Genomic DNA, 26,018 nt, shown 5'->3' with positions numbered 1-26,018 from the left:
ACTGCACGAATCAGCCGCCCGGCTCCGGCGCGGCGAGCGCCTCGAGCATCAGCTCCATGCGGGCGATCTCGGTGGCCTGATCGACGTGAATGTCGGAGGCCAGTTTGAAGATGAAGTCGTCCTGCGCCGCGCCATCGGTGGCGAACAACTCCCGGACCATCGTGACGGCGCCCTGGTGGTGCTGGATCATGTACCGGAGGAAGAGGCGGTCGAAGTCGGGGCCGCGCGCGGCTTCGAGTTCCGCGAGCTGTTCGCGGGTCAGCATCCCGGCCATGAGCATGGCCCCTTCCCCGTGGCCCCGCATGTCTCCGGTGTCGGGCACGGGGAGGCCGCGGTCGGAGAGCCAGCGGCTCATGACCGCGATCTCATCGGTCTGCGCGTTGATGATCCTCGCGCACAGTGTCCGGATCGAGGGACTCGCGCCGGCGTCGGGAGCGAAGCCCGCCATGACCAGCGCCTGCGCGTGGTGCGGAATCATGTGGGTCATGAAGCGGATGTCCGCCTCGTGCGCGCCCTCGAGGGCGGCGTCCGCGCGCGCCCGGTAAATCGCCTCGAGTTCGGCCACGCGCGCGGCATCCGGGCGAACCGCGTTCGGGCGAGTCGGTGTCTCGGATGGACGGCCGCCGGACCCCGCGCTGGCACACGCCTGCACGACCGCGAGCAGGCCGAAGAGTGCAACGCGGATGGTGCGCGTGACGTGCGTTGTGTGGTGGGTCCTCATGCTTCGCCGCGTGGTGACGTCCGTTACCGAGGGGCTGTCCGGCATGAAATCTGCCGAACAGGCATACCGAATCAGGCGTACGAATACAATCCTGTACGGTTTCGCGGCGGAGGGAGGCGGGCGGCTACGGGCCCCGGTCGTAGCGGTAGAGCCCGACCTCCTCCTCGTCCAGGGCATCGCGCTGGAGGAGTACGAAGCGGTCGGCATCGATGGCCAGCACGCTCGCTTCCGCGGGAAGATCCAGCCATCCCCGCGGCGGTCCGTCGGGGCCGAGGATGAGCCAGCGGCGGGTCTCCTCGCCGGGGCGGGTCACAAGCCCGATCCAGACCATCTCGTCGGGACCCAGGACGGCCGAGTGGAAGGCGGGGTGCGTCTCCCGGTAGGGTGCGTTCTCGACGAAATCCATGTACCAGTCGGGAGCGTCCGGACCCCTGCGTGCGAGCCGCCCCGCTCTCCACGTCCCGATTTCTTCGGCCGTAACGGCCCACCCGCCAGCCGAGCCACGGATCCGACGCGTCAGACTCCCGTCCGCCGCGTGCACGGAGAGGCTCAACGCGTCGGTGTCGCCGATCAGGGCCCGGTCCCTGAATCCGCGGGCGATGATGTCCCGCCCGAACGCGGGTTCGGTGCGGGTGAACCCGCCACCGGGGATGCCGCCATAGCTCCACTCCGTGGCGGGCAACACGCCCAGTGTGTCCGGGTCGGTCTCAAGATCCTTGAACGACAGCAGGGGGGTCGTGTCCCTCTTCATCCCCTCGGGCAGGAAGTACCGCTGTTCTCCCAGGACGGCGAGCATGTTCCCCGCGGCGTCTCTCGCCAGCGGCTTCAGGCTCACGATGGCGCTCTGGGCGGAGAGGGGTGACGACGTGAGGAACTCCCCGTTCTCCGAGAACTCGTTGAGACGGGCCAGCCGCGCATCGTAGGCCAGGAACCCCGAGTCCGTTGCGAGGAGGGTCGTGATCTCGCTGAACTCGCCCGGCCCCTCGCCCTGCCCGCCCACCTGGCCCGCCGGCGAACCGTCGCCGGAGAAGAGCAGCACCTCGCCCGAACCGGTGTTGGCGAGCGCGAGGCCGCCGCTACCGAGGAGGAGGGCATCGCCGACCCAAAACAGTTCGACCCCGAGATTCCGGGTGGAGAAAACGAGGTTCGCCTCCAGCTCGGGCGCCGACAGTTCCTCCACTCGACCCAGAGAGATGTTCGTGACGCCCGCCGAATCGGTGACCTGAACCGTGCTCCCGGCCTGACCGGCCGCCTCGGAGCGGGAATCGCCGCACGCGATGGTCGCGCAGCAGAGGAGTCCTGCGAAGAAGAGTCTGCTCATGCCTCCTTGGATGCGGTAAGCGGCCCGAGGGTTTTCTCCGCGCGCCGTTACTGGGACGCGGGGACGCCCAGGGCGCGGCGCAGGGCTGCGGCGCCGCCCACGACGGGCAGCGCGATGCGGGTTTCTCCGAGGTCGACGGTCAAGGTCGTGCCGGGGTCGGGGTGCAGCGTGAAGAACTTGTCGCTGGAGAAGATCATCAATCCGATGCGGGCTCCGGCCGGGATGACCTGGTCGTCGGGCTGGAGCGCGAACTCGAGGTCGACGAACTCCCCCGGCGTGAGGGGTGTGCCGGCGCGGGGCGAAGCGATGTCCTCGGCGCCCGCGTTGGCGGGGTCGGCCCAGCCCTTGGTGATGATGTTGTCGTTGATCTCCCCGCTCTCCGTCCACGGCAGCGACACCAGCCACACGGACAGGTTGGCCGCGGGCGCGTCGGCCGACATTCGCACGCGGACAGTCGCCACGCCCGACAGATGGACGTCCTCGCGCAGTTCCGGCGTGGCGTACAGCAGACGGTGGTTCGACCACTCCGCCGCAGCCAACTGATCGCCGGTGAACGTGAAGTTGTCGATGATCGCACCGGTGCCGGCGTCCGCATCGTCGAGGGAGAGCGTACCGGTCCAGTGTCCGTCACCGGCGGGCCGGAGCGTCACGGCGTCGGCCTCGTGGTGCGGATAGCTCGCGTAGGGCGTGGGCTCGGAGCGGTTGTCTCCTTCCCGCACGATCCACGCCGCCGGGTCTCCCTCGACGCCGTTCTCGACGCCGACCACGTAGCGGGTGAACCACCGGTTCATGAGTTCGAGCGGCGGCGCCCCGCCGTGCCCGCCCTGGTGGTAGTAGATCTGCAGCGGCACGCCCCGCTCCCCAAGCGCCATCGAGATGCGGTGGCTGTGCACGGGCATGACGTTCCAGTCGTTGAAGGCGTGGCTCATGAGGGTTGCCGCCCGCACGCCGTCGATGTGGTTCAGGTAGTCGCGGCCCGCCCAGAAGTCGTTGTAGTCGCCCGTGACGCGGTCCAGCCGCGCCGTCATCTCGTCGCGCACGTTGGCGAGGCAGTAGTCGCGGACCTCGGGGAAGCCGCTGAAGATGAAGTCGAACAGGACGTCGACGTCCTCTCCGGGATAGCCGCCCGGCGACCGCACCAGCCCGTTGGAGCGGTAGTAGTGGTAGTAGGACGTGTTCGGCGCGATGGGGATGATCGCCTCGAGCCCCTCCACGCCCGTCGTGGCGGCGGCGAGGGGGAGCGTCCCGTTGTAGGAGGTACCCGTCATCCCGACCCTTCCGGTCGCCCAGTAGGCCTCGACTTCCTCAGCCCCGTCTACGCTCGTGAAGCCGCGCGCCCGGCCGTTGAGCCAGTCGATGACCGCCTTGGGCGCCAGCGATTCGTTGGCGCCGCCGACGGTCGGGCAGCCCTGCGACTGGCCTGTCCCGGGCGACTGCGAGTGGACCACCGCGAACCCCCGCGGCACCCAGGTCGCGACGTGCGAGTTCGAGATCCGCGGCTGGTTCGGGATATGCTCGATCGTGGCCGGGAACGGATCGCGCGGCGTGGCCTCGCCACCCACCTCCTGGCGCAGGTCCCAGAAGTGCGCGAAGTCGATGCCGGCGACGCCCGAGTAGTAGGGGCTGGTCTCGTAGATGACCGGCACCCGCAGTCCCTCGCCGTCGGTCTGCGCCGGACGCGTCACATCCAGGTGCACGCGGTCGGGCCGGCCGTCGCCATCGGAGTCGAACTCGGTCTCGACCCACAGCTCATGCCGGATCCAGGCGGACGAATCCGCGAAAGCGGGCACGATCTGCGCCTGCCCGTCCTCGATGACGAGCCCGGCCTGCGCGGCGACCGACGCCGGATGCAGGATGAGCGCGAGAAGGGCCGCGGCGGGCGTGGCGAAGCGCGATGAATTCATGGGCTGGCGTCCGATCTGTCAGTGGGTGGCGGTGAGCGGCGCTTGGCTTTCAGGGCCGGCGCAGGGGGCGGCCGGCGAGTTCGCCGGTCACCTCGTCGTCGCGGATCGCGAAGCGGCCGTTCACGAGCAGGTGCATGACGCCCTCGGACAGCTGGTGCGGATCCTCGTACGTCGCCCGGTCCGTGAACCGCTCCGGGTCGATGATCGCGATGTCCGCGACCAGACCTTCGCGGATGTAGCCACGATCGTCCAGCCGCAGGAAGTCCGCGGCGAGGCCCGACATGCTCCGGATCGCGAACGGGAGTCCGATCGCGCCGTCCCGGTCCACGAAGTCCTTGATCTTCTTCGGGAAACCCCCGTACACGCGAGGATGCACGATCTCCGCGCCCGGCGCGGGCGTGGCGCCGTCCGTGCACGTCATCATCCACGGCATCGTCGCGAGGTAGCGCGTGTTCTCGACGTCGTAGAGGTCGCGGTTCATCACCCACGGGTTCGACCCGGACATGATCTCGCGCACCGCCTCGGGGACGGGCAGCCCTCGTTCGGCCGCCACGTCGGCCAGCGTCTTGCCGTTGAACTCGGGCCTCGCGTCGGCGAACACGATCTGTTCCGGCCCGCCGCGGATCTCGAGCATCTCCATCGTCTGCACGTCGAGGACCCGTGCAGTGTCGGGATGCTGGAAGCGGCGCACCATCTGCTCCGGCCCGCCGGCCTGCGCCCAGCGCGGGATCGTGTAGGCGCGCAGGCTCGACATCGTGGACGTGTAGACGTGCTGCGCGCCCGCCACTTCGAGGCCCTCCGCGCGCGCCGAATCGATGATCGCCGCGCCTTCCGAGGCCCGTCCGTACAACGCCGCTCCCTGTGCGTTGAAGTGGCTGAAGATGGTGCGGAGGCCGGACTCCGCCCCGATGTGGATCGCCTCGCGAATCGAATCGTGGTAGCCGATCCCCTGGTATGCCGCGCCGAGATCCCGGTCGTGCGTGTCGTAGACCGGGGCGTGCTCGCCGCCGATCGGGTATTCCGCCGCGACCCGTCCGAGTTCGATCACCTCGTCGGCCTCCGCGTAGTACCCGGGCGTGTAGAAGAGGCCCGTCGAAAGCCCGAAGGCCCCATCCTCCATTCCCTGTCGGACGAGCGCCTTCATCTCGTCGAGTTCTCCCGCGGTGGGATCGCGGTCGTCCATGCCGATGACCGCCCCGCGGACGGAACCGTGTCCGATGTAGGAGATGATGTTCTTTCCGACGCCGGACTCTTCGAGATCCGCGTAGAGCCCGGCGAGGTCCGTGCTGCTCGAGCCGTCGACCCCGATGACGCCGGTCGTGATCCCCTGGGTGAGGAATTCGACCGCCCCGAGCCCGGACGCCTCGCCGACGCTGATGACCGTGATGTGGCTGTGCATGTCGATGAAGCCGGGCGTGAGCAGCAGGCCGTCCAGCGCGATCGTGTCCCGCGTCGCCACCTCCGCGTCCGAGGCATCGCCGACGAAGGTGATCCGGTCGCCCTCCACGGCCACATCGGCCACGAACGAGGGCTCACCGGATCCGTCGATGACGGTCGCCCCGGTGAACAGCACGCTCGTCGGGACGATCTCCGCCTCCACTTCCGGCGCATCGCCCGGCGCGCAGGCCGTCGCGCCCGCGAGCGCCAGACACGCTGTGGAGATCCGCCATCGCAGCGGGATCGCGGCCGGCATACTCTCAACGCGTTCGCCGTTCATCGGTTCTCCCCTTTTCGACCCTTCGACCGAGGCTGCCCCATGCCGGCACGTCCACACGGGCGGGCGCTGGACGCCCTGCGACCCACGACCCTGGAGACGGGAACCGCCCCCTTCGCCGAGGGATCGTGCACCATCACGATGGGGATGACGCGCGTGCTTTGCACGGCCTCCGTCGAGGAGAGCGTCCCGCCGTGGCGCGAGGGACGCGGCGGCTGGGTGACGGGCGAGTACGCCATGCTGCCCCGGGCCACAACCGAGCGCACCCGCCGCGAGCGCCGCGGCGCGCGGGGCCGCACCCAGGAGATCCAGCGCCTCATCGGCCGCTCGCTGCGGGCGGCCGTCGACCTCGCGGCGCTCGGCGAGCGGACCGTGACCGTGGACTGCGACGTCCTCGTCGCCGACGGCGGCACCCGCACCGCCTCGATCACGGGCGCCTGCGTGGCCCTCGAAATGGCGTTCCAGCGGCTGGTCTCGGACGGCGCGCTCGAAGCCAGCCCGCTCCGCCAATGGGTCGCCGCAATCAGCGCCGGCATGGTGGACGGTGAGGCGAGACTCGACCTGGAGTACGTGGAGGACGCCGCCGCCGACGTCGACTTCAACTTCGTCTACCTCGAGGACGGACGCCTCGTCGAGGTGCAGGGAACGGCGGAAGGAGCCCCCTTCACCCGCGACGAACTCGACGACCTCCTCCGCCTGGGCGCCGCGGGCGCCGAGACGTTGCTTCGGATGCAGCAGACCACCGCCGTTCAGTTCGGCCGGCCCCGGGGCCTGAACAAGGTATTCGACGATTTCGATGCTCGCGGGGTGGGCCGGCGAATGTCTGAAACCTGACTCGCGAGGCGCTCCCGGACGACGCTAGCGGCCAACGGGGTGCGTGATTTCCACCATCAGTTCACCGCCTGCGGGTAGTCCGCCCGGGTCCGTCGCGGTCATTCCGATTCGCAGAAAGCCGGTCTTTGTACCGCTCACTCTGATGGTCGTCGGAGAGAGAGCCGACAGGGTGACTCGGCCGGTCGGAACGGAAGTGTTGAAGAATGTGGGGGCCGGTCCAAGCGGGACTGCCTCATACGTCAGGGCATCCCCCTCGGGATCGAGGAAGTACCGCGACATGTCAACGACGAACGGGACGCCCGACGGAACAACCTTCCGATAGGCGAAACCCGTCTGAATCACCGGAGCCGAGTTGGGACGAGCCGTGGCGGAATCCACCAGAACCTTGAAGTCCTGCTTCGTCGAACCTCCGCGGGTGGCGGCCGTGGCAGAAACGACGGCCCAACCCAGATCCAAGCCGTCGATTGCAAGCAGATGGTCCGAGACCGAGACGGCCGCCGTGTGGGGCGCTGACGAGGTCGCCGCGAACGTCCGCCCCGGTTCATCCGTAAAGTGTCGCCGCAGGTTCACGGTAGCGGTCCGCCCTTCGAGAATCTGCAGAGAGGGGATCCGCCGGCTCACGAGAGGCGCAGGCGGGATCGAACCCGGTGGGCGTAGGGGCGGCGTGGGTGACGTCTCCCCGAACTCAAACGTCTGTTGCGCCGTCAGGCCGCCGGGGTCGGTTGCGGTGACCGTCACTGTTCCCGAGCGCGACGGATGGACCGTCACAAAGCCGTCGGCAACCGTTACGTGCAATTCGGTACGGCCGCTGCCCGTGGCCGTAAACGCGAGAGAATCCCGGTTGGGATCGTGAAAATACGGCCAGACAGCTACTTCCGGATACGGTGACGCATAGCGCCAGTCCCTGTACACGGGCGGGATCTCGCCCACCGCAATCGGGGCCCTGTTGCCCGCAGGGAAGGGCCCGGCGGCGTCGCCCCCACAGCTCGACAATGAGAAACCTGCAGCCAGAATCGTCGCACCGAGGATCCAGAACCGAAACGACCACTGTCCCCGAGGATCCCCAGGAACCGGGTCAGCGGCGGACAGCGCGGATGAGGTGGTCGAGGAGGGGGTATTCGCGGTCGAGGTAGGTATTGCCCGCCGCGACGATCCGGGTCTGGTCGCCTCGGCGGAGGCCTCCGCCGGAGTTCTCTCCGTAGCCCGAGTAGAGCGCATCCACGACCTCCATCCCGCTGATGACCTCGCCGAAGGGGGCGAACCCCGTCGAGTCGAGCCGCACGTTGTCCACGAGGTTGATATACACCTGGGTGGCGCGGGTTCCGGGGTCCGTGAAGGCGAAGGTGATGCGGCCGCGGGTGTTGGAGGCGACGACGGGATCATCGGGGATGTAGGCGTTCATCCACTCGGCGGTGAGGGCGGGGTCGCCGGCCAGCCCCCACTGGACGATGAAGTCGGGGACGACGCGGTGGAAGCGGGCGTCGTCGTAGTAGCCGGATTCGACGAGGGTCAGGAACCGCTCGGCACCGAGCGGCGCCCACTCGCGGTGGACGGCGATGACGAACTCCCCCTGGCTCGTCTCGACCGCCACCTCCACCGGGCCAACCGTGACGGACGTTCCGGCGCCCCCGGCCTCCGGGACGGGCTCGACGCGCTCGCAGCCCGAGACGAGGATCAGGGTCGCCGCGAGGAAAGGCGCGGCGCGCCCCCGGATCCTCACCTCAGGAACTGCTCGAAGAAGTCGAGCATGTCGAGGAGCATCTGGCGGCGGTTCGCCTTCCCGTACACGTAGTAGTTCTCGTTCGGATACGTCTTGTACTGGAAGGGCTTGTAGTAGTTCTCCAGCGCGCGGGCGAAGATCTCGGACTGGTCGGAGCCGGGATATCGGCCCACGCCGTGCACGAGGAGGACCGGCGTGGAGACGTCGGCGACGTGCGAGATCGACGAACTGTGGCTCCACACGTGTTCGCTCGTCTCGAAGGGGCCGAGTTCGTGGTCGAGCAGCTTGATGTGCCGGAGTTCGTTCTCGCCGTGGTAGAAGTGGACCCAGTCCGTGTAGCCGGAGCCCGGGATCGCGGCGCGGAAGGCGTCCGGCGCGAAGGCCACCGCGTACATGCTCATCACGCCGCCGTAGCTCGTCCCCGTGATCCCGATCCGCTCCGGATCGACCTCCGGGAGCGCCCGCAGGTAGTCGGCGCCCGCGACGACGTCCTCCAGGTCGCAGTGCCCCCAGCAGCCGTTGTTCGCGTCGGCGAAGTCCTTCCCGTAGCCGGAACTCCCCCGGATGTTGGGCAGCAGCACGACGTATCCCCGCTGGACGAAGAACTGCACATGCTGCTGGAAGGTGTCGTGGAACTGCGACGTGGGACCCCCGTGGATCCACATCACGCCGGGAAGACGATCCCCGGATGCGGCTCCCGGCGGCCGGTAGAGATAGGCCGGGATCGAGTATCCGTCCGTGCTCTCGTAGCGGATCTTCTCCGGCGCGACGAGCCGGGCGTCGAAGTTGCCGGCGGGCATCGAGGAGGTGAGCCGCCGGCTGATCCCGTCCTCCAGCGAGACGACGTGGAGGTCGCGCGGGCTCAGGAGGTCCTCCTGCAGATATGCGATCGCCTGGCCGTCCGGCGACCAGGACGGGCTCGACGCGACGCCGCCCTTCGGCGACACGAGCACCCGCGGCTCGCCCCCGTCCGCCGACACCACGCGCAGGTCGTGGTGCCCGTTGTGGTTCTCCGTGTAGGCGATCCAGCGCCCGTCGGGGGACCACGCGGCGGCGCTCTGGTCGGCCTCGGCCGGCGCGACGGGACGCGGGTCTCCTCCATCCCGCGGCGCGAGCCAGTAGTTGATCCAGCCGCTCCGGTGCGAGCGGAAGAGGATCGAGCCGCCGTCCGGGGACACGCTCGGGTAACCGAAGGTCGCGCCCGCCCCGTAGTCGAAGAAGTCGCGGTCCTCGATCACCGTGCGCGGGCTGCCGCCCATGGCGTCGACCTCGATCACGTCGTGGTCCTCCCACGCGTCGTCGAGGCGGACGTAGAGGATGTGGCGGGAGTCCGGCGTCCAGGTGGGGAAGACGTCGTAGCGCTTGTCCTCGGTGATGCGGTCCACTCGCCGCGTGGCGACGTCCACCTTCCAGATGTCGTAGTTCCCGTAGCGGTCGCCGGCGATGACGATGGAGCGCTCGTCCGGAGACCAGCTCATCGAGTTGATCCGTGCCCCGAGGTCCGTGAGCTGGACGTCCGCACCGTCACGGGTGGACCAGAGCCAGATCTCCGGAGCGCCGCTCTTGTCCGACACGTAGGAGATCCACGTCCCGGCGGGCGACCAGGCCGGCATCTGCGAGCTGAGGAAGTGGCCGGAACTGCCCATGTCCACGGGCACGCGCGTCGGAAAGCCGCCGTCGGGCGACAGGGTCATGAGCCCGCCGGTGAGCCCGGACTCGAACAGAATCGCCGAGCCGTCCGGCGACCAGGCCGGCGCGCCGCCGACGACGGACCCAATGGACAGGAGTTGGTCGATCGAGAGGGGGCCGTCCCCGCCGGCGTTCTGCGCGTGCAAGCTCGCTTCCGCCGCCAACCGCGGCGCCCAGAGCGAGGAGGATGCCGGTGATCGCCGTCGTATGCGGGTCGCGAGTCATGTGTCCTCCCTTCAGCGCGTCAGTGTGCGGTCTCCCGCGGGTGCGGTCCGCTCGAGGTCGGCTCCTCCGACGTCGTGCGGCGTAGCGGGTCGCCCTCGAAGCGCCACTCCGACTCGAAATCCTTCGGCGGCGCCTCGCCGAGCAGGCGCGCGCGCACCATCTCGACCGGCATCCGGCCGCCCTTGAGGATCGCGTCGTGGAAGGCGCGGTTCGTCATCTCCCCCGACTGCACGAGCTGTTCGTGCAGAGCCCGGAACTGCAGCCCGCCGATCATGTAGGCGACCTGGTAGAGCGGCGAGTAGGAGCCGTTGAAGCTGCGCCGCACCTCCGCCTCGGCGTTCGCGCGCTCGTGCCCCACCCGCTCCACGAGGAAGTCGATCGCCTCCTGCGGGGTCATGCGCTCGAGGTGGAAGGAGAGGGAGAAGATGATCCGGGCCGTGCGGTGCATGCGCCAGAACAGCATCCCGATCCGGTCCTCCGGGGTCGACGGGAAGCCGAGGTCCCAGAGCAGCATCTCCCAGTAGAGCGCCCACCCCTCGCCCCAGAACGGGGTCGAGAAGGCGCCGCGATGCGAGTTGAAGCGGCTCGTCATGAACCCCTGCAGGTGGTGCCCGGGGATGAGTTCGTGGTGGACCGTTGCGCGGGAGAAGTGTTCGTTGTTCCCCCGCATGCTCATGAGCTTGTACTCGTGCTCCATCCCGTCCGTGGGGAAGGAGACCTGGATCACCTCCCCGCCGAGGAAGAACGGCGACACCTTCTGGCGCTCCGGGGACATCATCTCGACGCGCCAGATCTCGTCGGCGAGCGGGGGGACGGTGACGAGGTCGCGCTCGGTGACGAAGGCGAGCGCCTCATCGGCGAGTTCCCGGATCATCTGCGGCTGGTCGCCGGGGTCGCGGTGCAGCGTCTTCACGTACTCCAGCGCCGCCCGCCAGTCGTCCCCGTAGCCGAGTTCGCGCGAGGCCTCGATCATCCGCTCCTCGCACCAGGCGTATTCCCGCTCCGCGATCGCGATCAACTCCTCGGGCGTGTAGGGGATCATTTCGTGGCGCAGGTCCGCGGCGAGACCCTCGGCTCCGATCGGGTCGCCGACGATGGGTTCGTCCTCGCCCGCCCGGTAGCCGATCACCGTCTCGCGGAGGAAGGTCGCGTAACCGTCGAGCGCGGCCTTCGCGCGCGCGTACGGGTCCTCGTTCCACCAGGTGAAGACGGGGTCGTAGCCGGCGTAGTGCTCGTACCAGTCCTCGAGGAGCCGCGTGCGCTCGGCCAGCGCCGTGACCGCCCGCAGCGCGACGATCCGGGACACGTCGTCTCCGCCTTCGAGCCGTGCCTCGACCTCGGCGCGGGCGGCCTCGATCTCGGCGGGAAGCTCCGCGAGACGGGCCGCGGCGGACTCCGACTCCACCGGCTCCCGGCGCCGTCGGCGCTCCTCCAGATCGACGATGAGCGACGTGAAGGAGATGAACCCGTCCATCTCGGCGGCGAGCCCCGCCTCGCGGGTCAGGAGGTCGAGCCGATAGCGCAGTTCGTTGAGGAGGAGGACGTAGTCCACCCGCCCTTCGAGAGAGAGGGACTCGAAGTCGAGCGCCTCGACCCGGCGCCGCCAGTCCGAGAAGAAGTCACGGAAGCGCGCGTTGCGCTCGGAGGAGTAGGGGACGTTCCAGCGCCGACCGAGCGCGGTCCGGTCGGTGCTGTAGCGCTCCACGACGGCCGCGAGTTCGCTCGCCTGCGCCCCGACGAGCGGACCCAGATCCTGTGCCGCGGCCGGGCGGGCGGGCGTCGTGACGAGCCCGGCGAGGACGAGGATCGTCCCGGCGACGAGGGCGACGAGAATGCCGCGAGCGCGGCGTGCGACGGTTCGATGCACGTTCATGGGCCCACCCTCCGCAGGACGAAGTGTCCCGAGACGACGTCCATTCGCAGTTCATCGAAGGAGGCTCCGCCGCCGGCGCCGTCGGAATCTCCTCCGCGGATGAAGCGGTAGAGGGTCCTCCCGTCGGCGAACTCGTCGCCGCCCAGCCACGATAGCGTGGCCGGCTCGCCGCCTCCCGTGACGATCGTCAGTTGTCCGTCTTCTGCCGCCACGGTCGCCGTGATCCGTTGTCCGCGGGCCGGGCCTTCGTACTGGCCCGCGTAGGGCGAGGGATCGCCTTCGAAGGGAGTCGCGGCGGGCTCGGCGAGTTCCCCGAGCACGACATCTTCGATCCGGCCCGCGATCCCGCCGGACGAGGCGCCCCCGGCCGTGTTGATGAGCACGGCGATGGACAGGTCTTCCGACGGCACGTAGCGGAGGTCGGAGACGTAGCCGAAGATCCCGCCGCCGTGCCCGATCCGCGGCGTCCCGTCCCGATCCGTGACCGCGAGGCCCTTCGCGTAGCGCAGGTCCGTGCCGTCGAGCAGGGGCTCCGGCGTGATCATCAGCCGGTAGCTCTCGGGACTCAGGATCTCGCCGCCTTCGCCGTCTCCGTGGAGGGCCTGATTCCAGGCGACGAGGTCGCGCACCGTGGAGCAGAGCGACCCCGCGGCGTAGGGCCACTGGTGGTCCAGGTAGGGCGCCGGGTGCAGCCCGTCGTCGCCCGGCTCGTATCCCTTCGCGCGGTTGGGAGTGAGTTCGTCCTTGTGGCAGTAGCGGGAGTTCTCCATCCCGGCCTCGGCGAAGAGGCGCTCTTCGACGAAGTCCTCGTAGCTCATCCCGCTCGCCGCCTCGATGACGAGTCCGGCGAGGAAGTACGCCGAGTTGTTGTACGTCATCGCCGTGCCGGGCTCGAACTCGAACGGCTCGGCGGCGAACAGCGTGACGAGCGTGTCCCGCGGCAGGTCGAGGGGAGCGAGTTCGACCCAGAGGTGCTCCATCTCGGTGTAGCCCTTGATGCCCGAGGTGTGGTCGAGGAGTCGCCGGACGGTGACGGTCCGGTCCCCGACGGGGTAGTCGGGCAGCCACCGCGTGAGCGGGTCGTCGAGGGAGAGCTTGCCTTCCTCGTGCAGGAGGAGGACGGCCGCCGCCGTGAACTGCTTGGTCACGGATCCGACCTCGTAGACGGCGTCCGGCGGCGTGAGCACGCCCAGTTCGAGGTCGGCGTGACCGAACTCCTCGATCAGGAGCGTGTCCGTTCCGCGCACGACCGCGATCGACATGCCGGCCGTCCGACCGGCCTCGATGGGGGCGGCCGCGATCTGGTGAATGGCGTCGATCTGGTCCGGCGCAAGGGAGGCAGCGGACGCATCGGACGCGGCGGGGTCCGACGCCGGGTCCGGCGGCGCGCAGCCGGCGACCCCAACGGCGAGGATCGCGAATCTCTCCAGTCTCACGTGGAATCTCCTGCATCTCGGTTGAACCAGACCTATCTTCGGGCGGCAGCGTAAACGTGTCGATAGCTCGGCGTTCGTCGTTCGCGAGGCGCCGGAGAGAGGATTTCGATGGAATCGACGGTGGCACCGGCCTCGGTCTTCGCGGAACGCGAAGCCGCAGTGGAGTCGGCGGACAGCATTCCGTGGTATCTGAGCGCGGTTCTGTTCGCGTCGGCGGCCGTGATCGTGGGCATCACGTGGGACATCTCCTGGCATCGGACGATCGGTCGGGACACGCTGTTCACGCCCGCGCACCTGCTGGTGTACGCGGGCGGGCTGGCGGCGGGGCTGTCGTGCGGGTGGCTCGCGTTGAAGACGACGTTCTCCGGGACGGACGGGGAAGTCGGGCGCTCCGTGCGGTTGTGGGGGTTCCGGGCGCCGCTCGGGGCCTGGGTGGCGATCTGGGGCGCGATCGCCATGCTCGCGTCCGCGCCGCTCGACGACTGGTGGCACAACGCGTACGGGCTCGATGTCGAGATCCTGAGTCCGCCCCACGTGGTCCTCGCGCTCGGGATCTACGCGATCCAGGTGGGCGCCCTGCTGATGGCGCTGTCGTGGCACAACCGCGCCTCGGAGACGGGCCGGCGCAAGCTCGCGTGGGCATACGTGTTCAGCGCCGCGATGCTGATCCTGTCGCTCTCCGTGCTGCTCATGGAGTACACGTTCCCGAACCAGATGCACGGGGCGACGTTCCACCTCATCATGGCGGCGCTCTTCCCCGTCCTTCTCTTCGCCATCGGCCGGGCCGGGCAGATGCGCTGGCCCGCGACGTGCGCGACGCTGATCTACACGATCATCTCGCTGGCGATGATGTGGGTGCTGCCGCTCTTCCCGGCGGAGCCGATGCTGGCGCCGATCCTGCGCCCGGTCACCCACATGGTGGCGCCCGAGTTCCCGCTCCTCCTGTTCGCGCCCGCGATCGTGATCGACCTCCTGCTGCGGCGGCATTCGGCGCCGGGAGAGGCGCCCGAGCGAGCCTCGGCGGACTGGCGGATCGCGGCCGTGGGCGGCGTCGCCTTCGTGGCCATCCTCGGCGCGATCCAGTGGGTGTTCGCGGACTTCATGCTCTCCGAGGGGGCGCGGAACTACTTCTTCCAGGGCAACACGTGGGGCTACACGGCGGCGCCGGGCAACTGGGAGAACGTGTTCTGGCACGGCGGCCAGTTCCTCGGGGGCGAGTTCTCGGTCTCGCGCTTCCTGTCCGCGGCGTGGTGGGCGCTGCCGATCGCGTTCGTCTCGGCCCGCTCGGGCCTGTGGCTGGGGAACTGGTGGCTGCGCGTCCGCCGGTGAGGCGCGGCCGGGGTGTCCGACCGACGCGCGGCGGGGCCGCCCGGCTGACGCGCGGGGCGGCGTTCGTCGCCGGCTTGTACGTCGTGGCGACGGCGCACGTCGGGAGCAACAACGTGTTCTTCGCCGGCGAGGCGGGTCCCTACCCCGTCTCCGTCATCATCCGTCCCCCTGAGGTCATCCCCGGGCTCGCGGAGATCTCCGTTCGCGTTGCGGGTGGCGGGGCGGACCTCGTGACCGTGCGCCCCGTGCGTTGGGACGCGGCCCCGGAAGGCGGGGCGCCGCCACCCGACGAGGCCGTGCCCGTGGCGGGCGACCCCGAACTCTACGCCGCCGAACTGTGGCTCATGACGGTGGGCGCGTACCGGGTCGAGGTCGCGGTGGAGGGGAGCCGCGGGAGCGGCCAGGTCTCGGTGCCGGTGACGTCCGTCATGCTCGGGGTGCGCGACCTCCCGCCGGGTCTCGGGTGGGTCCTCGCCGCACTGGGGCTTCTTCTCGTCGCCGGCATCGTCTCAATCACGGGGGCCGCCGTGCGCGAGAGCCAGATCCCGGCGGGCGAGGCGGCGGGCTCCCGGCAGCGTCGCCGCGCCCGGATCGCCATGGCCCTCACTGCCGTTGGGATGGCGGGCTTCCTCTACCTCGGGAACGCGTGGTGGGAGGCGGTCGACCGGGAGGTCCGCAGCGGGATCTTCGAGCGCCTCGAGGTGGAGGGCGCGATCGTGCGCGACGGGGGGGTCCCCACCCTCGAGATCGCGATCACCGATCCCGCCTGGGGGGGCCGGAACTGGAGCCCGCTTGTGCCGGACCACGGCAAGCTGATGCACATGTTCGTGGTCGGGGCGCCGGGCATGGACGCGTTCGCGCACGTGCATCCCGTCCCCGTGGACTCGTCCACCTTCCGCGTCCCGTGGCCGGACCTGCCGCCGGGCGAGTACCGGATCTACGGCGACATCGTCCAGGAGTCCGGCTTCGCGCAGACGGTCGTCGACACGATCACGGTCGACGCGACCGCGCTGGCGGTCGCCGGGGAGGCCGGCGCGGTCCGCGAGGCGCAGGACGCCCTGCCCGAGGCGGCCGCGGGCCTGCCGCGCGACCCGGACGACTCGGCATGGACGGGCGTTCCGGTCGCCCTCGCCGGGCCGCGTTCCGAGGCGCGGCTGGACGACGGTTCGATCCTCGAATGGCAGGGGGACCAGGATCTTCGCGTCGACGAGGAGACGGTCCTCGCATTCAGGCTCTGGGACCCCGACGAGAAGCCGGCCGAACTGGAGCCCTACATGGGGATGCTCAGCCACGCCGCGCTCACGCGGGACGACGGCGCCGTGTTCGTCCACCTGCACCCCGCGGGCACGATCTCGATGGGGTCGCTCTCGGTGCTCGCGCCTGACGGATCGCCCATGGCGGACGGCGGGACGGACGCTCCCACCGGCGTCGTCGAGTTTCCGTTCGCCTTCCCCCAGCCGGGCGAGTACACCATCTGGGTCCAGGTGAAACGCGAGGGCCGCGTGCTCACGGGAGCGTTCCAGGCGACGGTCCTGGAGTAACCGCGGAAGTGAGCGTCGGGTGAGCGAACGGATCGCGATGTGCTTCAGCGGCGGCAAGGACAGCGCCCTGGCCCTGCACGCGCTCCGGCAGTCCGGCACCTACACCGTCGAGACCCTGATCACGACCGTGACCGACGCCTACGACCGGGTGAGCATGCACGGCGTGCGGCGCGCGCTCGTGCGCGACCAGGCGGCGGCCATCGGCATCCCGCTGGTCGAGGTCGTCGTCCCGCCGCAGTCCTCCAACGAGATCTACGAACGCGCCATGGGCGAGGCGTTCGACCGCGTCCACGAGGACGGGATCCGTCGCGTGGCCTTCGGAGACATCTTCCTGGAGGACCTTCGCGAATACCGCGAACGGCAACTCGCCGCCTCCGGGCTGGAGTGCCTGTTCCCGATCTGGAAGCAACCGACGGCGGCGCTCGCGCGTTCCTTCATCCGGGATGGGTTCGAAGCCGTCGCGGTGTGCATCAACCCGGCGGTGCTGGACGCCTCCTTCGCCGGCCGCGCCTTCGACGCGTCTTTCGTCGCCGATCTTCCGGAGGACGTGGATCCATGCGGGGAGAACGGAGAGTTCCATACTTTCGTGTGGGACGGTCCGATCCTGCCCCGACCGATCCCCGTCGCGCGGGGCGAGGTCGTGGAACGGGATGGTTTCGTCTTCTGCGACCTGCTCGCGGCGGCAGCGTGAATTGAGATAGGAGAGGGTTCGCGGATGTTCAGAGTTTTCGGCTTGATGTTGGGTCTCACGGCCCTCCTGGTGTTTGCAGGAGGGGCGCTGTTCGGGCAGCAGGGCGCGGTGCTGTTCCTGGTGCTTTCGGGAGCCATGAACTTCGGGATGTACTGGTTCAGCGACCGCGTGGTCCTGCGCATGTACCGGGCCCAGATCGTGGACCGGTCGCAGGCGCCGGACCTCTACGACCGGGTGGAGCGGCTACGGAAGCGGGCGGGCCTGCCGGCGCCGGTCGTGGCCGTCTCGCCGCAGCCTCAGCCGAACGCCTTCGCCACGGGCCGCAACCCGGAGCACGCCGTGGTCTGCTTCACGCAGGGCATCCTGCGGGCGCTGCCGCCCCGCGAACTCGACGGCGTGATCGCGCACGAACTCGCCCACATCAAGCACCGGCACATGCTCGTCGGCACGGTCGCGGCGACGATGGCCGGCGCGATTGCCATGATCGCCTCGATCGCCCGCTGGGGCTTCATCTTCGGCGGGGGCCGCGACGACGGCGACAACCCGCTCGGCATGCTGGTCATGGCCATCGTCGCGCCGCTCGCCGCCGTCATCATCCAGATGGCGATCAGCCGCCGCAACGAGTTTCAGGCCGACCGCACCGGGGGCGAGATCACGGGCGACCCCATGGGTCTGGCCGGCGCGCTGAAGCGCCTGGAGTCCGGCGCCCGCCGCATCCCGATGGACGTGAACCCCGCCGGCGCCTCGCTCGCGATCGTCAACCCCTTCGCGGGGCGACGCCGGGGTCTCACCTCCCTCTTCACCACCCACCCCCCCACCGAGGAGCGCGTCGCCGCCCTGAGAGCCCAGGCGACGGGAAGGGAGTAGGCGGTCCGGTCCAGCTTTCGCGGCACTGTGGTCGGCGGTCAGCTCACGGCGTTGCCCGCGCATCGATCCCCTCTCGGGGGCACGGGGCGTCCGAAGTGAAGCACGCCCCCGAACCGGGATTCGTCGACGGCAAGCCGGTAGAAGGCTACGGCATCCCAAGCCCATCTCGGCACTCGGGAACGCACGTCCTCCAGCAGCACCGCCTCCAGATTCCGTCTCAGGAATCGTCGCACGGACGTGTAGCGGAAGATCAGTTCTCGCGGTGTGAAGCTCTCGGCGTCGATCCAGAGGACACCTCGAACGTCGACGACGGTCCGGTCCGGCTTCGGCTCGAAGGCCAGCCCCACCCTGGCTGTATCCTCCGTCTCGAGGATGTTCAGGCAGTGCGTCGCCAGAAACCCCGGAGACGCCAGCGCGTCGCCGTCCGGGGTGTAGAATGTGGCTTCCGCATCCCGATCCACTTCCGCGTAGCCGTACGCCTCGACGTGCCGGGGCGATGCAGTTTCCGTCGAAGTGGGCACAACGACCGTCATGGCATCCGCGCTGAACCTGCCTTCGCCGCGACTCAACGAGATACCGGGTCTCATCATCCGGACCTGCAGGCTGCGAAGGTCTGCCGTGGACGATGCCGACGTCAGGGCCGGGAGGACCGCTTCGTAGAGCTCGAAGGCTCGCCGCAGTTCCTCCGGCGTGGTCGGGCAGATGCTCCGCCCCGTAACCAGCAGGTCCGGCAGCGGAATCGGCCGCACATCCTGGGCCGAGAGCGGAAGTGCAAGCGCCACCAGTCCAAAGACCGCGACGCGGGCTGTTCGGAGAAGGGGGTATCGGTTCGCCATCTTCATCTCCTCTCGTCGGAAATCAGGCTCCGCGGGGCACGGCGGTCGCTTCGTCCCACGCCCGCCATTCGAGCGCCTCGCATCGATACGCCGTCCACCACGTCGAACGCCACCCCGCCCAGTCTTGGTCAGCTGTCCCGGATCGCGGCTATCCGCTCCAGATGACGATGGCGCCGCACCGGTCGGCTGGCGCCGTGAACTCGCCGGGCAGGGAGACGGACCGGAGGTAGACTTCGATGGCGGCGACCTCGTGTGGAGCCGCCAGGTCGTCCACACTCCCCCGGTCGAAGTTCCACGCGCGGCCATCCATGACCAGGGCGCCGTTCAGGTAGACGGACGCGTGGGAGCATCTCCGCGCCCTTCGCGAGACGAGGCGGCAGGTCTGTCGCGGGCAGAGTTCGCGCAGGCCGTCCACCTCGGTGAGGAGGTCGGTGAGGCGGGTGGGCGCGAGGGCCCGAATCCGCTCCGGTGTGAAGAAGTGTCCGCGGCCGCGCGTCGCGCTCTCTCGCCTGCGTTCGTAGAAACCGACCTCCGTGAGACGCGGATGCCGCCGCTCAGCGACGATCCGCCGCCCCGCCGCGGGCGAGGCGGAGTCGGGCGCGGGGGGCGGCGTGGGGTCGAGTTCGACGCGGACATCCACCGTCGAACCGGAGGGGACCGGGATGGTGTCCGCGGCGACACCGGCATCGGGGTGGGATACGGCGAGCCGGTAGTCCCCGGGGACCAGGTCCGGGATCGCGAAGAAGCCGTGCTCGTCGCTCGTCATCGGATACCCGGCCTCCGCGGGCGGGGCACGGTCGCCGGGGGCCGGTGCGGCATCGGCCGGTGCGGCATCGGTTGCCGCCAGCCTGACCTCGGCCCCCGGCACGGGTTCGCCTCGCCGGAGATCGAAGACGCGGCCAGCGACGTGACCGTGACGAGAGATGGGGACCGCGAGATCCCGCATCACGGGGACCGTATCGGCCGCCAAGGGGGCTGGCTCGGGCGCCACGGGCGCCAAGTCGCCGCTGAGACCGGCGAACCTGGCCCAGATGCTCACGTCCATCCGCGGATCGAGGTCGCAGAACCGGAAGCGGCCGTTGTCGTCGGCGGTCGTCTCCTTCTCGCGCCGCCGGCCGCCCGGTTCCGTGATCCAGGCCGTCACGGTCGAGCGGGGCAGGAGAATGCCGGTCAGCGCATCCGTGACTGTCCCCTCGACGACGAGCGGAGCCCGTTCCGTTGCGGGGCCGGGCTCGCAGAGAACGATCCGCCGCTCTTCAAGCTCGGCCGCGGTCAGCCACTGTCGTGTCCAGACGATGATTGTGGGACAGAACGGATCCTCGCCCGCCGCACGTATCAGCGGCTCGAGGCCCGGCACCTTGTGCGGCTCGCCGTGGACCTCGACGCCTCCGATTCGGTGATGGGCGAGCCCGGTCATGAGGCCAACGCGGTCCCGGCCGCCATCGATGATGATCTGCGGAGCGCACCACATGACGTTGGACCGGCTCATGCTGAAAATGCGCTCGCTCAGGTTTCGCCAGCCGACGATCAGGGGGTCGCCCCCGCGGCGGATGTCCTCGGGATCGTAGAATCGGCCGAGGCCGTGCGCCCGGCGCTCGTAGAACCCGACCTGCTCCAGGTACGACGGTCTCCATTCGACGTTGACCTCGAGCGGGGCGACTTCGATCGCGGCCGGTTCGATGCGGATCTCGAGCGAGAGTGTGCCGTCGGGCGCCTCGACCTCGGTCGTCCGCGTACCGTAGCCGATGTGCCGGATCTCGAACGTGTGCGAGCCGGCGGGGACGACCAGGTGGAACGCTCCGTCCCCGGTGGTGAGCGTCGAGATCTCCAGCGCGGGGATGGAGACGAGAGCCGCCGAGATGGGGGCTCCGGTGCCGGCGTCGAGGAGACGTCCCGCGATCTCTACCGGCTGCTGCGCCACGGCGCTCCGAGGGAGAGCCAGTCCCGCCAGCGCGAGCGCGGCGAGCGCGCCAGCGGCCGGGCGACGTGGAACGGTCGGGGTCGGGGTCGGATTCATCTCCTGTGAAGACGCGGTACTCCGGCGCGGGGTCACAGCTCGTGCTTCAGCGCGACTTCCAGGGCAGGCGGTCGGTGTCGGAGAAGAGGGCCACGCGGCAGTCCACCATGTCGTCGCCCTCGAAGCGCGCGTAGGCCTCGAACGGGCGGTTCTCGATGACGTGCGGCAGCCAGTGGCGGTCGTCTTCCCACATTCGGTCGTATGGGATGTCGTCGACGGGCGTCCACACGGGGGTCGCCTCGCTCGTCTCGACCGGCTCTCCTTCCAGCGTGTCCGCCCGGAACACGTGGATCAGGATCGACATGCCGCTCAGCACCTCGAACGCCACCTCGCCGACCTTCCGGGGCGCCACGGGCCGTGCGCGCAGTTCCTCCTCAAACTCCCGCATGGCGGCCTCCAGCGTGCTCTCGCCGGGTTCGACCTTGCCCCCGGCCCCGTTCAGCTTGCCGGCGCCGAGGCCGCGCTTCTTGTGGATGAGGAGGATCTCACCTCCCCGCACGATGAAGAGGAGGGTCGCGTGGAGGTCCGGCTCCCAACCGTCCGGGATGGGGCGCTCCGTCGCGAGTGGTTGAGCTCGCATCTGCTGTCCTTTCACGGCGAGACCACACCGCATCGGCTTGAGCGCGTCACGGCGTGGGGGCGGCGGCGCGGTCGAAGACGACTTCACCGTTGAAGACCGTCATCTCGCACACCATGTCGCGAAGTTCGATGGTCGGGACGGTGAGCGGGTCGCGGTCCCAGACCGCGAGATCCGCGTACTTGCCGGGTTCGATCGTCCCGACCTTCTCCTCGAGGAACATCTGGTGTGCGGCCCAGGTCGTGAACGAGCGCAGCGCCGTCTCGACATCGACGGACTCGGCGGTGCCGTAGGGGTCGCTCCCGTAGACGCCGAGCAGCGGCTGGCGGGCGACGGAGGCCCACACGCCGTAGCGCGCCGGGTAGGGGGTGACGAAGAAGTCGGAGCCGCTCGCCCAGATCATGCCCCGGTCCCGGTAGGAGCGGAACGGGTTCAGCCGCTGGGTTCGCTCGGGCCCGAAGTTCCCGGCGTAGGTGTCGCCGATCCACCACGTGAAGGTGGGAGACGGCTCCGGGTAGCCCGCCTGCCATTCCCGCTGGAGTTCGGCCATCGCGTCCAGGGCCCGGTCCGTGGGGATGTTCGAGTGGATGATCCCGTGCCGGAGTCCGCGGGTGGGGGTGGCCTCGAGCGCCTCGACGAAGCTGTCGATGGTCCAGTCGATCGCGCGGTCGCCGATGGAGTGAATCGAGACGTGGAGCCCGGCGTCGTGATAGGCCCGGAAGCGGCGACGCAGTTCGTCGGGGTCCATCGTCGGATAGCCGCGGTTGCCCGTGTCGGTCTCCGTGCGGTCCCGGTTCCAGTCCTGGTACAGCCACGCCGTGCGGGCGCCGCCGCTGCCGTCGCTGTACAGCTTGACGCCGCCGGGGATGAGCCGGTCGTCCCCCGTCGACTCCCAGGGTCGCGTGAAGGTCGCGAGGCTGTCGGCGTAGGCGCGGACCTCGTCCGGCGTCCCGTTGCGGCCGGACCACAGGACGAAGATCCGGACCGTGAGGTCGCCGTCGGCCAGCACATCGCGGTAGGCCTCCCATGCCCGGCGACCGATTCCCGGCTCCTTGCCGCCCGTCATGCACTCGGCGTTGAAGGCGTCGGCGAGCGCGCGGATCCCCTCGCGCTGCTCGCCGGGGCCAAGCGGCGGGATGAGGCGGGTCACGAGACCCATCGCGGACTCCTTGAGGACGCCGGTCGGCTGCCCGGCGGCATCGCGGTCGATCGTGCCCCCGGGCGGATCCGGGGTGTCCGCCGTGATGCCGGCCATGTCGAGGGCGAGCGAGTTCGCCACGCCGTAGTGGCCCATCGTGTGCGCCAGCCACACGGGCTGCCCCGCGGCGACGGCGTCGAGGTCGGAGGCGTAAATGTAGCGCAACTCCTCGAGCTTCCCCTCGTCCCAACCGCCGCCGCGCACCCATTCGCCCTCGAACAGCCGCCCGGCCCGCTCCGCGACCAGGCCCTGCACGTCCGCGATGTTCTCCACGTTCGGATAGCTGAGGTCGAGACGGTACAGGCGGTTCGCACCGCCGTTCGCGAAATGGACGTGCGCGTCCATGAGCCCCGGCGTCATCGCGCGCCCGGCGAGGTCGATGCGGCGGGTCTCCGGGCCCGCGAGCGCCTCGACCTCCGCCGTCGAACCGACGGCCACGACGCGTTCGCCCCGTACGGCGACGGCCTCCGTGACGCGGCTCTCCGCGTCGAGTGTGATCACGCGTCCGTCCACGAAGATCAGGTCGGCCGGGTCGGCCGGCCGCGACTCTCCGCAGGCGGCGATAACGGCGCCCGCCACCACGAGGGCGGATGGATTCAATCGGTTCATCATCGGGCTCTAGAGTAGGGACGCAGCGAGGGCTGCATGGCGAAGAGCGCACCGAGCAACAGGAGCGGCATCGACCATGCGGTCGCGGCGACGGGCCCGAACGCGTCCGCGAACCCGCCCACGACGGGAATCGCGAGCGTCCCCACCGCCCACGCGAGCCCCATGACGATGCCTGAACTCACGGCCGTCCCCGAGGGGAGGATCTCCTGCGCCACGACGACGATCGGAGGCAGCAGCGCCATGTTCAGGAAGCCCGCGCACACGGCCATCACGATCGCGGCGGGGCTGGCCGGAGCCAGCGTGAACGCGAGGATATGCGTGGGCACGGCGAGCACGCTGATCGCGGCCAGGAGGTGTTGCCGGTTGAACCGGTCGGTGAGGTAGCCGGAGGCGAGCGTCCCCAGGCCCTGGGCGCCCAGATAGATGCTCAGCACCACGGCGCCCGCCGTCTCGCTCTCGCCCGCGCGGTGGGCGATGATCGGGATGAAGGTGAGGACCGCCTTCTGGGCGAAGGACCCCACGACGGAGATTCCGAACACGAGACCGAGCGGCCCCTTGAGTTTGCGGAGCACCTCGAGTGGGGGAGGCGGCGGGGTCCCCGTCCCCACCCGGGTCCGACCCTTCGCGCCGAACCAGAGGGCGGTCCCGAGCACGACTCCCGGGATCATCGCGACCCACAGGCCGGCCAGGCCCAGCCAGCCCACGAGGGCGACGGCGCTGATCGGCCCCAGGGCGAAGCCGGCCGCCCCCCCGAAGGAGAACACGGACATGCGGACCCCGCTTCCCCGGCCCTCCCCGGCGCGCGCGACGAGCGACGCCCCCGGCGGGTGAAAGGCGGCCGACCCCAGTCCCCCGACGGTGAGGAGGAGAAGGAGGACGAAGTAGGTGGGCGCCATCCCCAGCAGCGAGATGAACACGCCCCCCACGATCGGCCCCGCGGCGAGGAAGGCGCGCCGCCCGAACCGGTCGGCCAGGTAGCCGAAGGCCGGCTGCGGGAGCGCGGTCGAGATGGAGAGCACAGTCGACAGCGTCGCGGCCAGCGTGATCGAGAGGCCGAGGTTGTCCATGATCCGCGGTAGCAGCGGCGGCAGGAACGCGGTGTACGCATCGATCGTCGTGTGCGAAACGACGATGAGCGCCACCACCGCCGCGGGGCGCATCGACGTGCGTCCCGTGAGGCCGGACGGGGGATTGACGAGCGCCGCGCTCGGTTCGTGCAGTGTCGAACTCCGATCCGGTTCGGATGGCAGCCGCGTGATGACGGCTCACAGTAACAGGATCGAGTCCGTCGTGGAGAACCCCGCGCGCATCTTATGTTGACCGGTCGAGCGCGATTCGGGCGGCCCGAAGGCGACACGTACCGAGCGAGAGGTGCCATCGATGGTTCGGAGAAGAAAGATGCGGCGCAGATCGATCCTTCTCGCCCTCGGACTGGGCGGCGCGGCCGTGACACTCGCGGGGTGCGAGGAACTCGTGCTGGACTTCGTCGACCTCGTAGACGAGGACGCGACCTACGTGATCACGGGCGGGCGCTGGCTCGACGTGCATGCCGGGACCCTCGTCGAGAACGCCGGAATCACCATCCGCGACGGAAGGATCGTCTCCATCGGCGGATCGCGGGATACGGACCCGGTCACGGTGACGATCGACCTCGACCGGGAAGCGACAATCCTTCCGGGGTTTTTCGATCTTCACGCCCACTACGCGGTGGACCTGTTCGGCGATGGCCGCGTCGATGAGACGGCCGCCTATCCCGAACTCTTCCTCGCCAACGGCGTGACGACGACCTTCCCGGCCGGCGAGCTGAACCCGGTGCGCATGCGAGAGCTGCGGCTCGCCATCGGGCGCGGCGAGCGCAGGGGCCCCCGCATCCTCAACTCCGGCCCCTACTTCGGCTCGTGGCGCCGGGGCTGGGACGACGACGCCATGACGCCCGACTCGATCCGGCGGGAGGTCGACCACTGGGCATCGCTCGGCGCGGCCGGCTTCAAGGCCAAGGGGATCCGGCCCGACCACCTCTCCGTGCTCATCGAACAGGCGCACGAGCACGGACTCACGGTGACCGCCCATCTCGACTCCGGGTTCGGGAACACGGTGAACCCGCGCGACGCGATCCTCATGGGCATCGACCGCGTCGAGCACTTCCTGGGCGGCGACATGATGCCGGCCGACCGCACGGCCTACGCTTCGCTGCAGGAGTTCGACGACTTCGAGGGCGACGCGCTCCGCGACATCATCGACCTCTACGTCGACCGCGGCGTGTACTTCGACCCCACGCTTTCCATCTACGGGTACTGGGGGCCGCACGACCCGGAGATGACGGAGTACTGGACGGACGAACACCGCTTCCTGACGCCGTACATGCGGGACATCGTCGAAGCCCGTCCGCCCCGCCCGGTGAACGAGTCGTTCGCGAAGATGTCGCCGATCAAGCGCCGGACGTTGAAGGCGTTTTACGACGGCGGGGGACGCGACCTGATCACGCTCGGCACGGACCACCCGAGCTGGGGAGACTACTGGTCGCCGTTCGCCGTCCACCGCGAACTCCTCGCGTTCGCGCGCGCCGGGGTCCCGCCCGCGGACGTGTTCCGCATCGCCACCATCAACGGCGCGCGAGCGATGGGCGTGGACGACGAACTCGGCAGCATCGAGGAAGGGAAGTTCGCCGATCTCGTCATCGTGAGAGGGAATCCGCTCGAGGATGTCCGGGTCGCCCGCGACGTCTGGTTCGTCTTCGCGCGGGGACGCCTCCACTCGCCCGACGAACTGCTCGCGACGGCCGAAGGCAAGATCGGCCCGGCGGATGCCTCCGAGGAATCCGCCTGGCGACCCGGCCGCTGAGCGACGCCATTTGCGGCGGACGTCTTGCTCGGACGCCTTGCCGGACCCGAGCTTGCGACACGCGATCCACCCGAG

At 69.7% G+C, this 26,018-nt stretch carries 20 protein-coding genes; 6 read left to right on the top strand and 14 right to left on the bottom strand.

The window, feature by feature from the left end; translation table 11 throughout:
• Positions 1-10: 10 nt before the first annotated feature.
• From ACOGI9_RS13460 to ACOGI9_RS13445, 4 genes are all read right to left on the bottom strand, one after another.
• A complete protein-coding gene (locus tag ACOGI9_RS13460) occupies positions 11-721 on the bottom strand; it encodes a DUF305 domain-containing protein (RefSeq protein ID WP_419857627.1) in 711 nt (236 codons plus the stop codon).
• Positions 722-845: 124 nt separating this feature from the next.
• Positions 846-2,042 (bottom strand): hypothetical protein, encoded by a 1,197-nt coding sequence (locus ACOGI9_RS13455; protein ID WP_419857626.1) that lies wholly within the window; start codon positions 2,040-2,042, stop codon positions 846-848.
• Between the two features lie 47 nt (positions 2,043-2,089).
• Positions 2,090-3,946 (bottom strand): Xaa-Pro dipeptidyl-peptidase, encoded by a 1,857-nt coding sequence (locus ACOGI9_RS13450; protein ID WP_419857625.1) that lies wholly within the window; start codon positions 3,944-3,946, stop codon positions 2,090-2,092.
• 49 nt (positions 3,947-3,995) lie between these two features.
• Complete coding sequence (locus ACOGI9_RS13445) at positions 3,996-5,663, bottom strand: N-acyl-D-amino-acid deacylase family protein (protein WP_419857624.1); 1,668 nt, start codon at positions 5,661-5,663, stop codon at positions 3,996-3,998.
• Between the two features lie 39 nt (positions 5,664-5,702).
• Here ACOGI9_RS13445 and rph point away from each other — a divergent pair, with 39 nt between their 5' ends.
• The gene (gene rph, locus ACOGI9_RS13440; RefSeq protein WP_419857623.1) at positions 5,703-6,494 is read left to right on the top strand and encodes a ribonuclease PH; all 792 of its coding nucleotides are present in this window, start codon (positions 5,703-5,705) and stop codon (positions 6,492-6,494) included.
• A 24-nt stretch (positions 6,495-6,518) separates the two neighbouring features.
• On the opposite strand, the gene ACOGI9_RS13435 is transcribed toward rph, so the two are convergent.
• The 5 genes from ACOGI9_RS13435 to ACOGI9_RS13415 all read right to left on the bottom strand — a co-directional run bounded on the left by ACOGI9_RS13435 (position 6,519) and on the right by ACOGI9_RS13415 (position 13,437).
• Positions 6,519-7,406: a hypothetical protein gene (locus ACOGI9_RS13435; RefSeq protein ID WP_419857622.1), complete on the bottom strand. Its 888-nt coding sequence runs from the start codon at positions 7,404-7,406 to the stop codon at positions 6,519-6,521.
• 163 nt (positions 7,407-7,569) lie between these two features.
• Positions 7,570-8,214, bottom strand: a complete 645-nt coding sequence (locus ACOGI9_RS13430; protein WP_419857621.1) for a peptidylprolyl isomerase — start codon at positions 8,212-8,214, stop codon at positions 7,570-7,572.
• Positions 8,211-10,049, bottom strand: a complete 1,839-nt coding sequence (locus ACOGI9_RS13425) for a S9 family peptidase (RefSeq protein ID WP_419857620.1) — start codon at positions 10,047-10,049, stop codon at positions 8,211-8,213. The genes ACOGI9_RS13430 and ACOGI9_RS13425 overlap by 4 nt, the downstream gene beginning before the upstream one ends.
• Positions 10,050-10,147: 98 nt before the next feature.
• Positions 10,148-12,001, bottom strand: coding sequence for a DUF885 domain-containing protein (locus ACOGI9_RS13420; RefSeq protein WP_419857619.1), 1,854 nt, complete (start codon positions 11,999-12,001; stop codon positions 10,148-10,150).
• Positions 11,998-13,437, bottom strand: coding sequence for a serine hydrolase domain-containing protein (locus ACOGI9_RS13415; RefSeq protein ID WP_419857618.1), 1,440 nt, complete (start codon positions 13,435-13,437; stop codon positions 11,998-12,000). The genes ACOGI9_RS13420 and ACOGI9_RS13415 overlap by 4 nt, the downstream gene beginning before the upstream one ends.
• 120 nt (positions 13,438-13,557) lie before the next feature.
• On the opposite strand from ACOGI9_RS13415, the gene ACOGI9_RS13410 reads away from it, so the two are divergent.
• The 4 genes from ACOGI9_RS13410 to ACOGI9_RS13395 are packed head-to-tail and all read left to right on the top strand — an operon-like array spanning position 13,558 to position 17,865.
• Positions 13,558-14,766, top strand: coding sequence for a hypothetical protein (locus ACOGI9_RS13410; protein ID WP_419857617.1), 1,209 nt, complete (start codon positions 13,558-13,560; stop codon positions 14,764-14,766).
• On the top strand, positions 14,763-16,307 hold the full coding sequence (locus ACOGI9_RS13405; RefSeq protein WP_419857616.1) for a hypothetical protein: 1,545 nt from the start codon (positions 14,763-14,765) through the stop codon (positions 16,305-16,307). Before ACOGI9_RS13410 ends, ACOGI9_RS13405 begins: the two co-directional genes overlap by 4 nt.
• A gap of 19 nt (positions 16,308-16,326) precedes the next feature.
• Positions 16,327-16,998, top strand: coding sequence for an ATP-binding protein (locus ACOGI9_RS13400; protein WP_419857615.1), 672 nt, complete (start codon positions 16,327-16,329; stop codon positions 16,996-16,998).
• Between the two features lie 24 nt (positions 16,999-17,022).
• Complete coding sequence (locus ACOGI9_RS13395; RefSeq protein ID WP_419857614.1) at positions 17,023-17,865, top strand: zinc metalloprotease HtpX; 843 nt, start codon at positions 17,023-17,025, stop codon at positions 17,863-17,865.
• A 38-nt stretch (positions 17,866-17,903) separates the two neighbouring features.
• Here ACOGI9_RS13395 and ACOGI9_RS13390 read toward each other — a convergent pair whose 3' ends face one another.
• From ACOGI9_RS13390 to ACOGI9_RS13370, 5 genes are all read right to left on the bottom strand, one after another.
• Entirely contained in the window at positions 17,904-18,701 is a 798-nt protein-coding gene (locus tag ACOGI9_RS13390) for a hypothetical protein (protein ID WP_419857613.1), read from the bottom strand.
• A 148-nt stretch (positions 18,702-18,849) separates the two neighbouring features.
• Complete coding sequence (locus tag ACOGI9_RS13385) at positions 18,850-20,622, bottom strand: carboxypeptidase regulatory-like domain-containing protein (protein WP_419857612.1); 1,773 nt, start codon at positions 20,620-20,622, stop codon at positions 18,850-18,852.
• A 142-nt stretch (positions 20,623-20,764) separates the two neighbouring features.
• Positions 20,765-21,298 carry an 8-oxo-dGTP diphosphatase gene (locus tag ACOGI9_RS13380; RefSeq protein WP_419857611.1) on the bottom strand — a complete coding sequence of 178 codons (534 nt, stop codon included), beginning with the start codon at positions 21,296-21,298 and terminating at the stop codon, positions 20,765-20,767.
• A 46-nt stretch (positions 21,299-21,344) separates the two neighbouring features.
• Positions 21,345-23,105: an amidohydrolase gene (locus ACOGI9_RS13375; RefSeq protein WP_419857610.1), complete on the bottom strand. Its 1,761-nt coding sequence runs from the start codon at positions 23,103-23,105 to the stop codon at positions 21,345-21,347.
• Positions 23,102-24,262, bottom strand: a complete 1,161-nt coding sequence (locus ACOGI9_RS13370; RefSeq protein ID WP_419857609.1) for an MFS transporter — start codon at positions 24,260-24,262, stop codon at positions 23,102-23,104. The genes ACOGI9_RS13375 and ACOGI9_RS13370 overlap by 4 nt, the downstream gene beginning before the upstream one ends.
• Before the next feature lie 238 nt (positions 24,263-24,500).
• Here ACOGI9_RS13370 and ACOGI9_RS13365 point away from each other — a divergent pair, with 238 nt between their 5' ends.
• On the top strand, positions 24,501-25,943 hold the full coding sequence (locus ACOGI9_RS13365) for an amidohydrolase family protein (protein WP_419857608.1): 1,443 nt from the start codon (positions 24,501-24,503) through the stop codon (positions 25,941-25,943).
• The last annotated feature ends 75 nt before the right edge of the window (positions 25,944-26,018 follow it).

Origin of the sequence: Candidatus Palauibacter irciniicola (genome assembly GCF_965208695.1) — a bacterium.
GTDB lineage: Bacteria > Gemmatimonadota > Gemmatimonadetes > Palauibacterales > Palauibacteraceae > Palauibacter > Palauibacter irciniicola.
Note: the sequence above shows the minus strand (reverse complement) of the source record. Positions and strands in the feature narration are given on the sequence as shown.

What these genes read in the sequence shown, in the direction of transcription:
- ACOGI9_RS13460 (WP_419857627.1), bottom strand. Translation starts at nt 721, where the DNA reads ATGAGGACCCACCACACAACGCACGTCACGCGCACCATCCGCGTTGCA.
- ACOGI9_RS13455 (WP_419857626.1), bottom strand. Translation starts at nt 2,042, where the DNA reads ATGAGCAGACTCTTCTTCGCAGGACTCCTCTGCTGCGCGACCATCGCG.
- ACOGI9_RS13450 (WP_419857625.1), bottom strand. Translation starts at nt 3,946, where the DNA reads ATGAATTCATCGCGCTTCGCCACGCCCGCCGCGGCCCTTCTCGCGCTC.
- ACOGI9_RS13445 (WP_419857624.1), bottom strand. Translation starts at nt 5,663, where the DNA reads ATGAACGGCGAACGCGTTGAGAGTATGCCGGCCGCGATCCCGCTGCGA.
- rph (WP_419857623.1), top strand. Translation starts at nt 5,703, where the DNA reads ATGCCGGCACGTCCACACGGGCGGGCGCTGGACGCCCTGCGACCCACG.
- ACOGI9_RS13420 (WP_419857619.1), bottom strand. Translation starts at nt 12,001, where the DNA reads ATGAACGTGCATCGAACCGTCGCACGCCGCGCTCGCGGCATTCTCGTC.
- ACOGI9_RS13395 (WP_419857614.1), top strand. Translation starts at nt 17,023, where the DNA reads ATGTTCAGAGTTTTCGGCTTGATGTTGGGTCTCACGGCCCTCCTGGTG.
- ACOGI9_RS13390 (WP_419857613.1), bottom strand. Translation starts at nt 18,701, where the DNA reads ATGGCGAACCGATACCCCCTTCTCCGAACAGCCCGCGTCGCGGTCTTT.
- ACOGI9_RS13380 (WP_419857611.1), bottom strand. Translation starts at nt 21,298, where the DNA reads ATGCGAGCTCAACCACTCGCGACGGAGCGCCCCATCCCGGACGGTTGG.
- ACOGI9_RS13375 (WP_419857610.1), bottom strand. Translation starts at nt 23,105, where the DNA reads ATGATGAACCGATTGAATCCATCCGCCCTCGTGGTGGCGGGCGCCGTT.
- ACOGI9_RS13370 (WP_419857609.1), bottom strand. Translation starts at nt 24,262, where the DNA reads ATGCGCCCCGCGGCGGTGGTGGCGCTCATCGTCGTTTCGCACACGACG.
- ACOGI9_RS13365 (WP_419857608.1), top strand. Translation starts at nt 24,501, where the DNA reads ATGCGGCGCAGATCGATCCTTCTCGCCCTCGGACTGGGCGGCGCGGCC.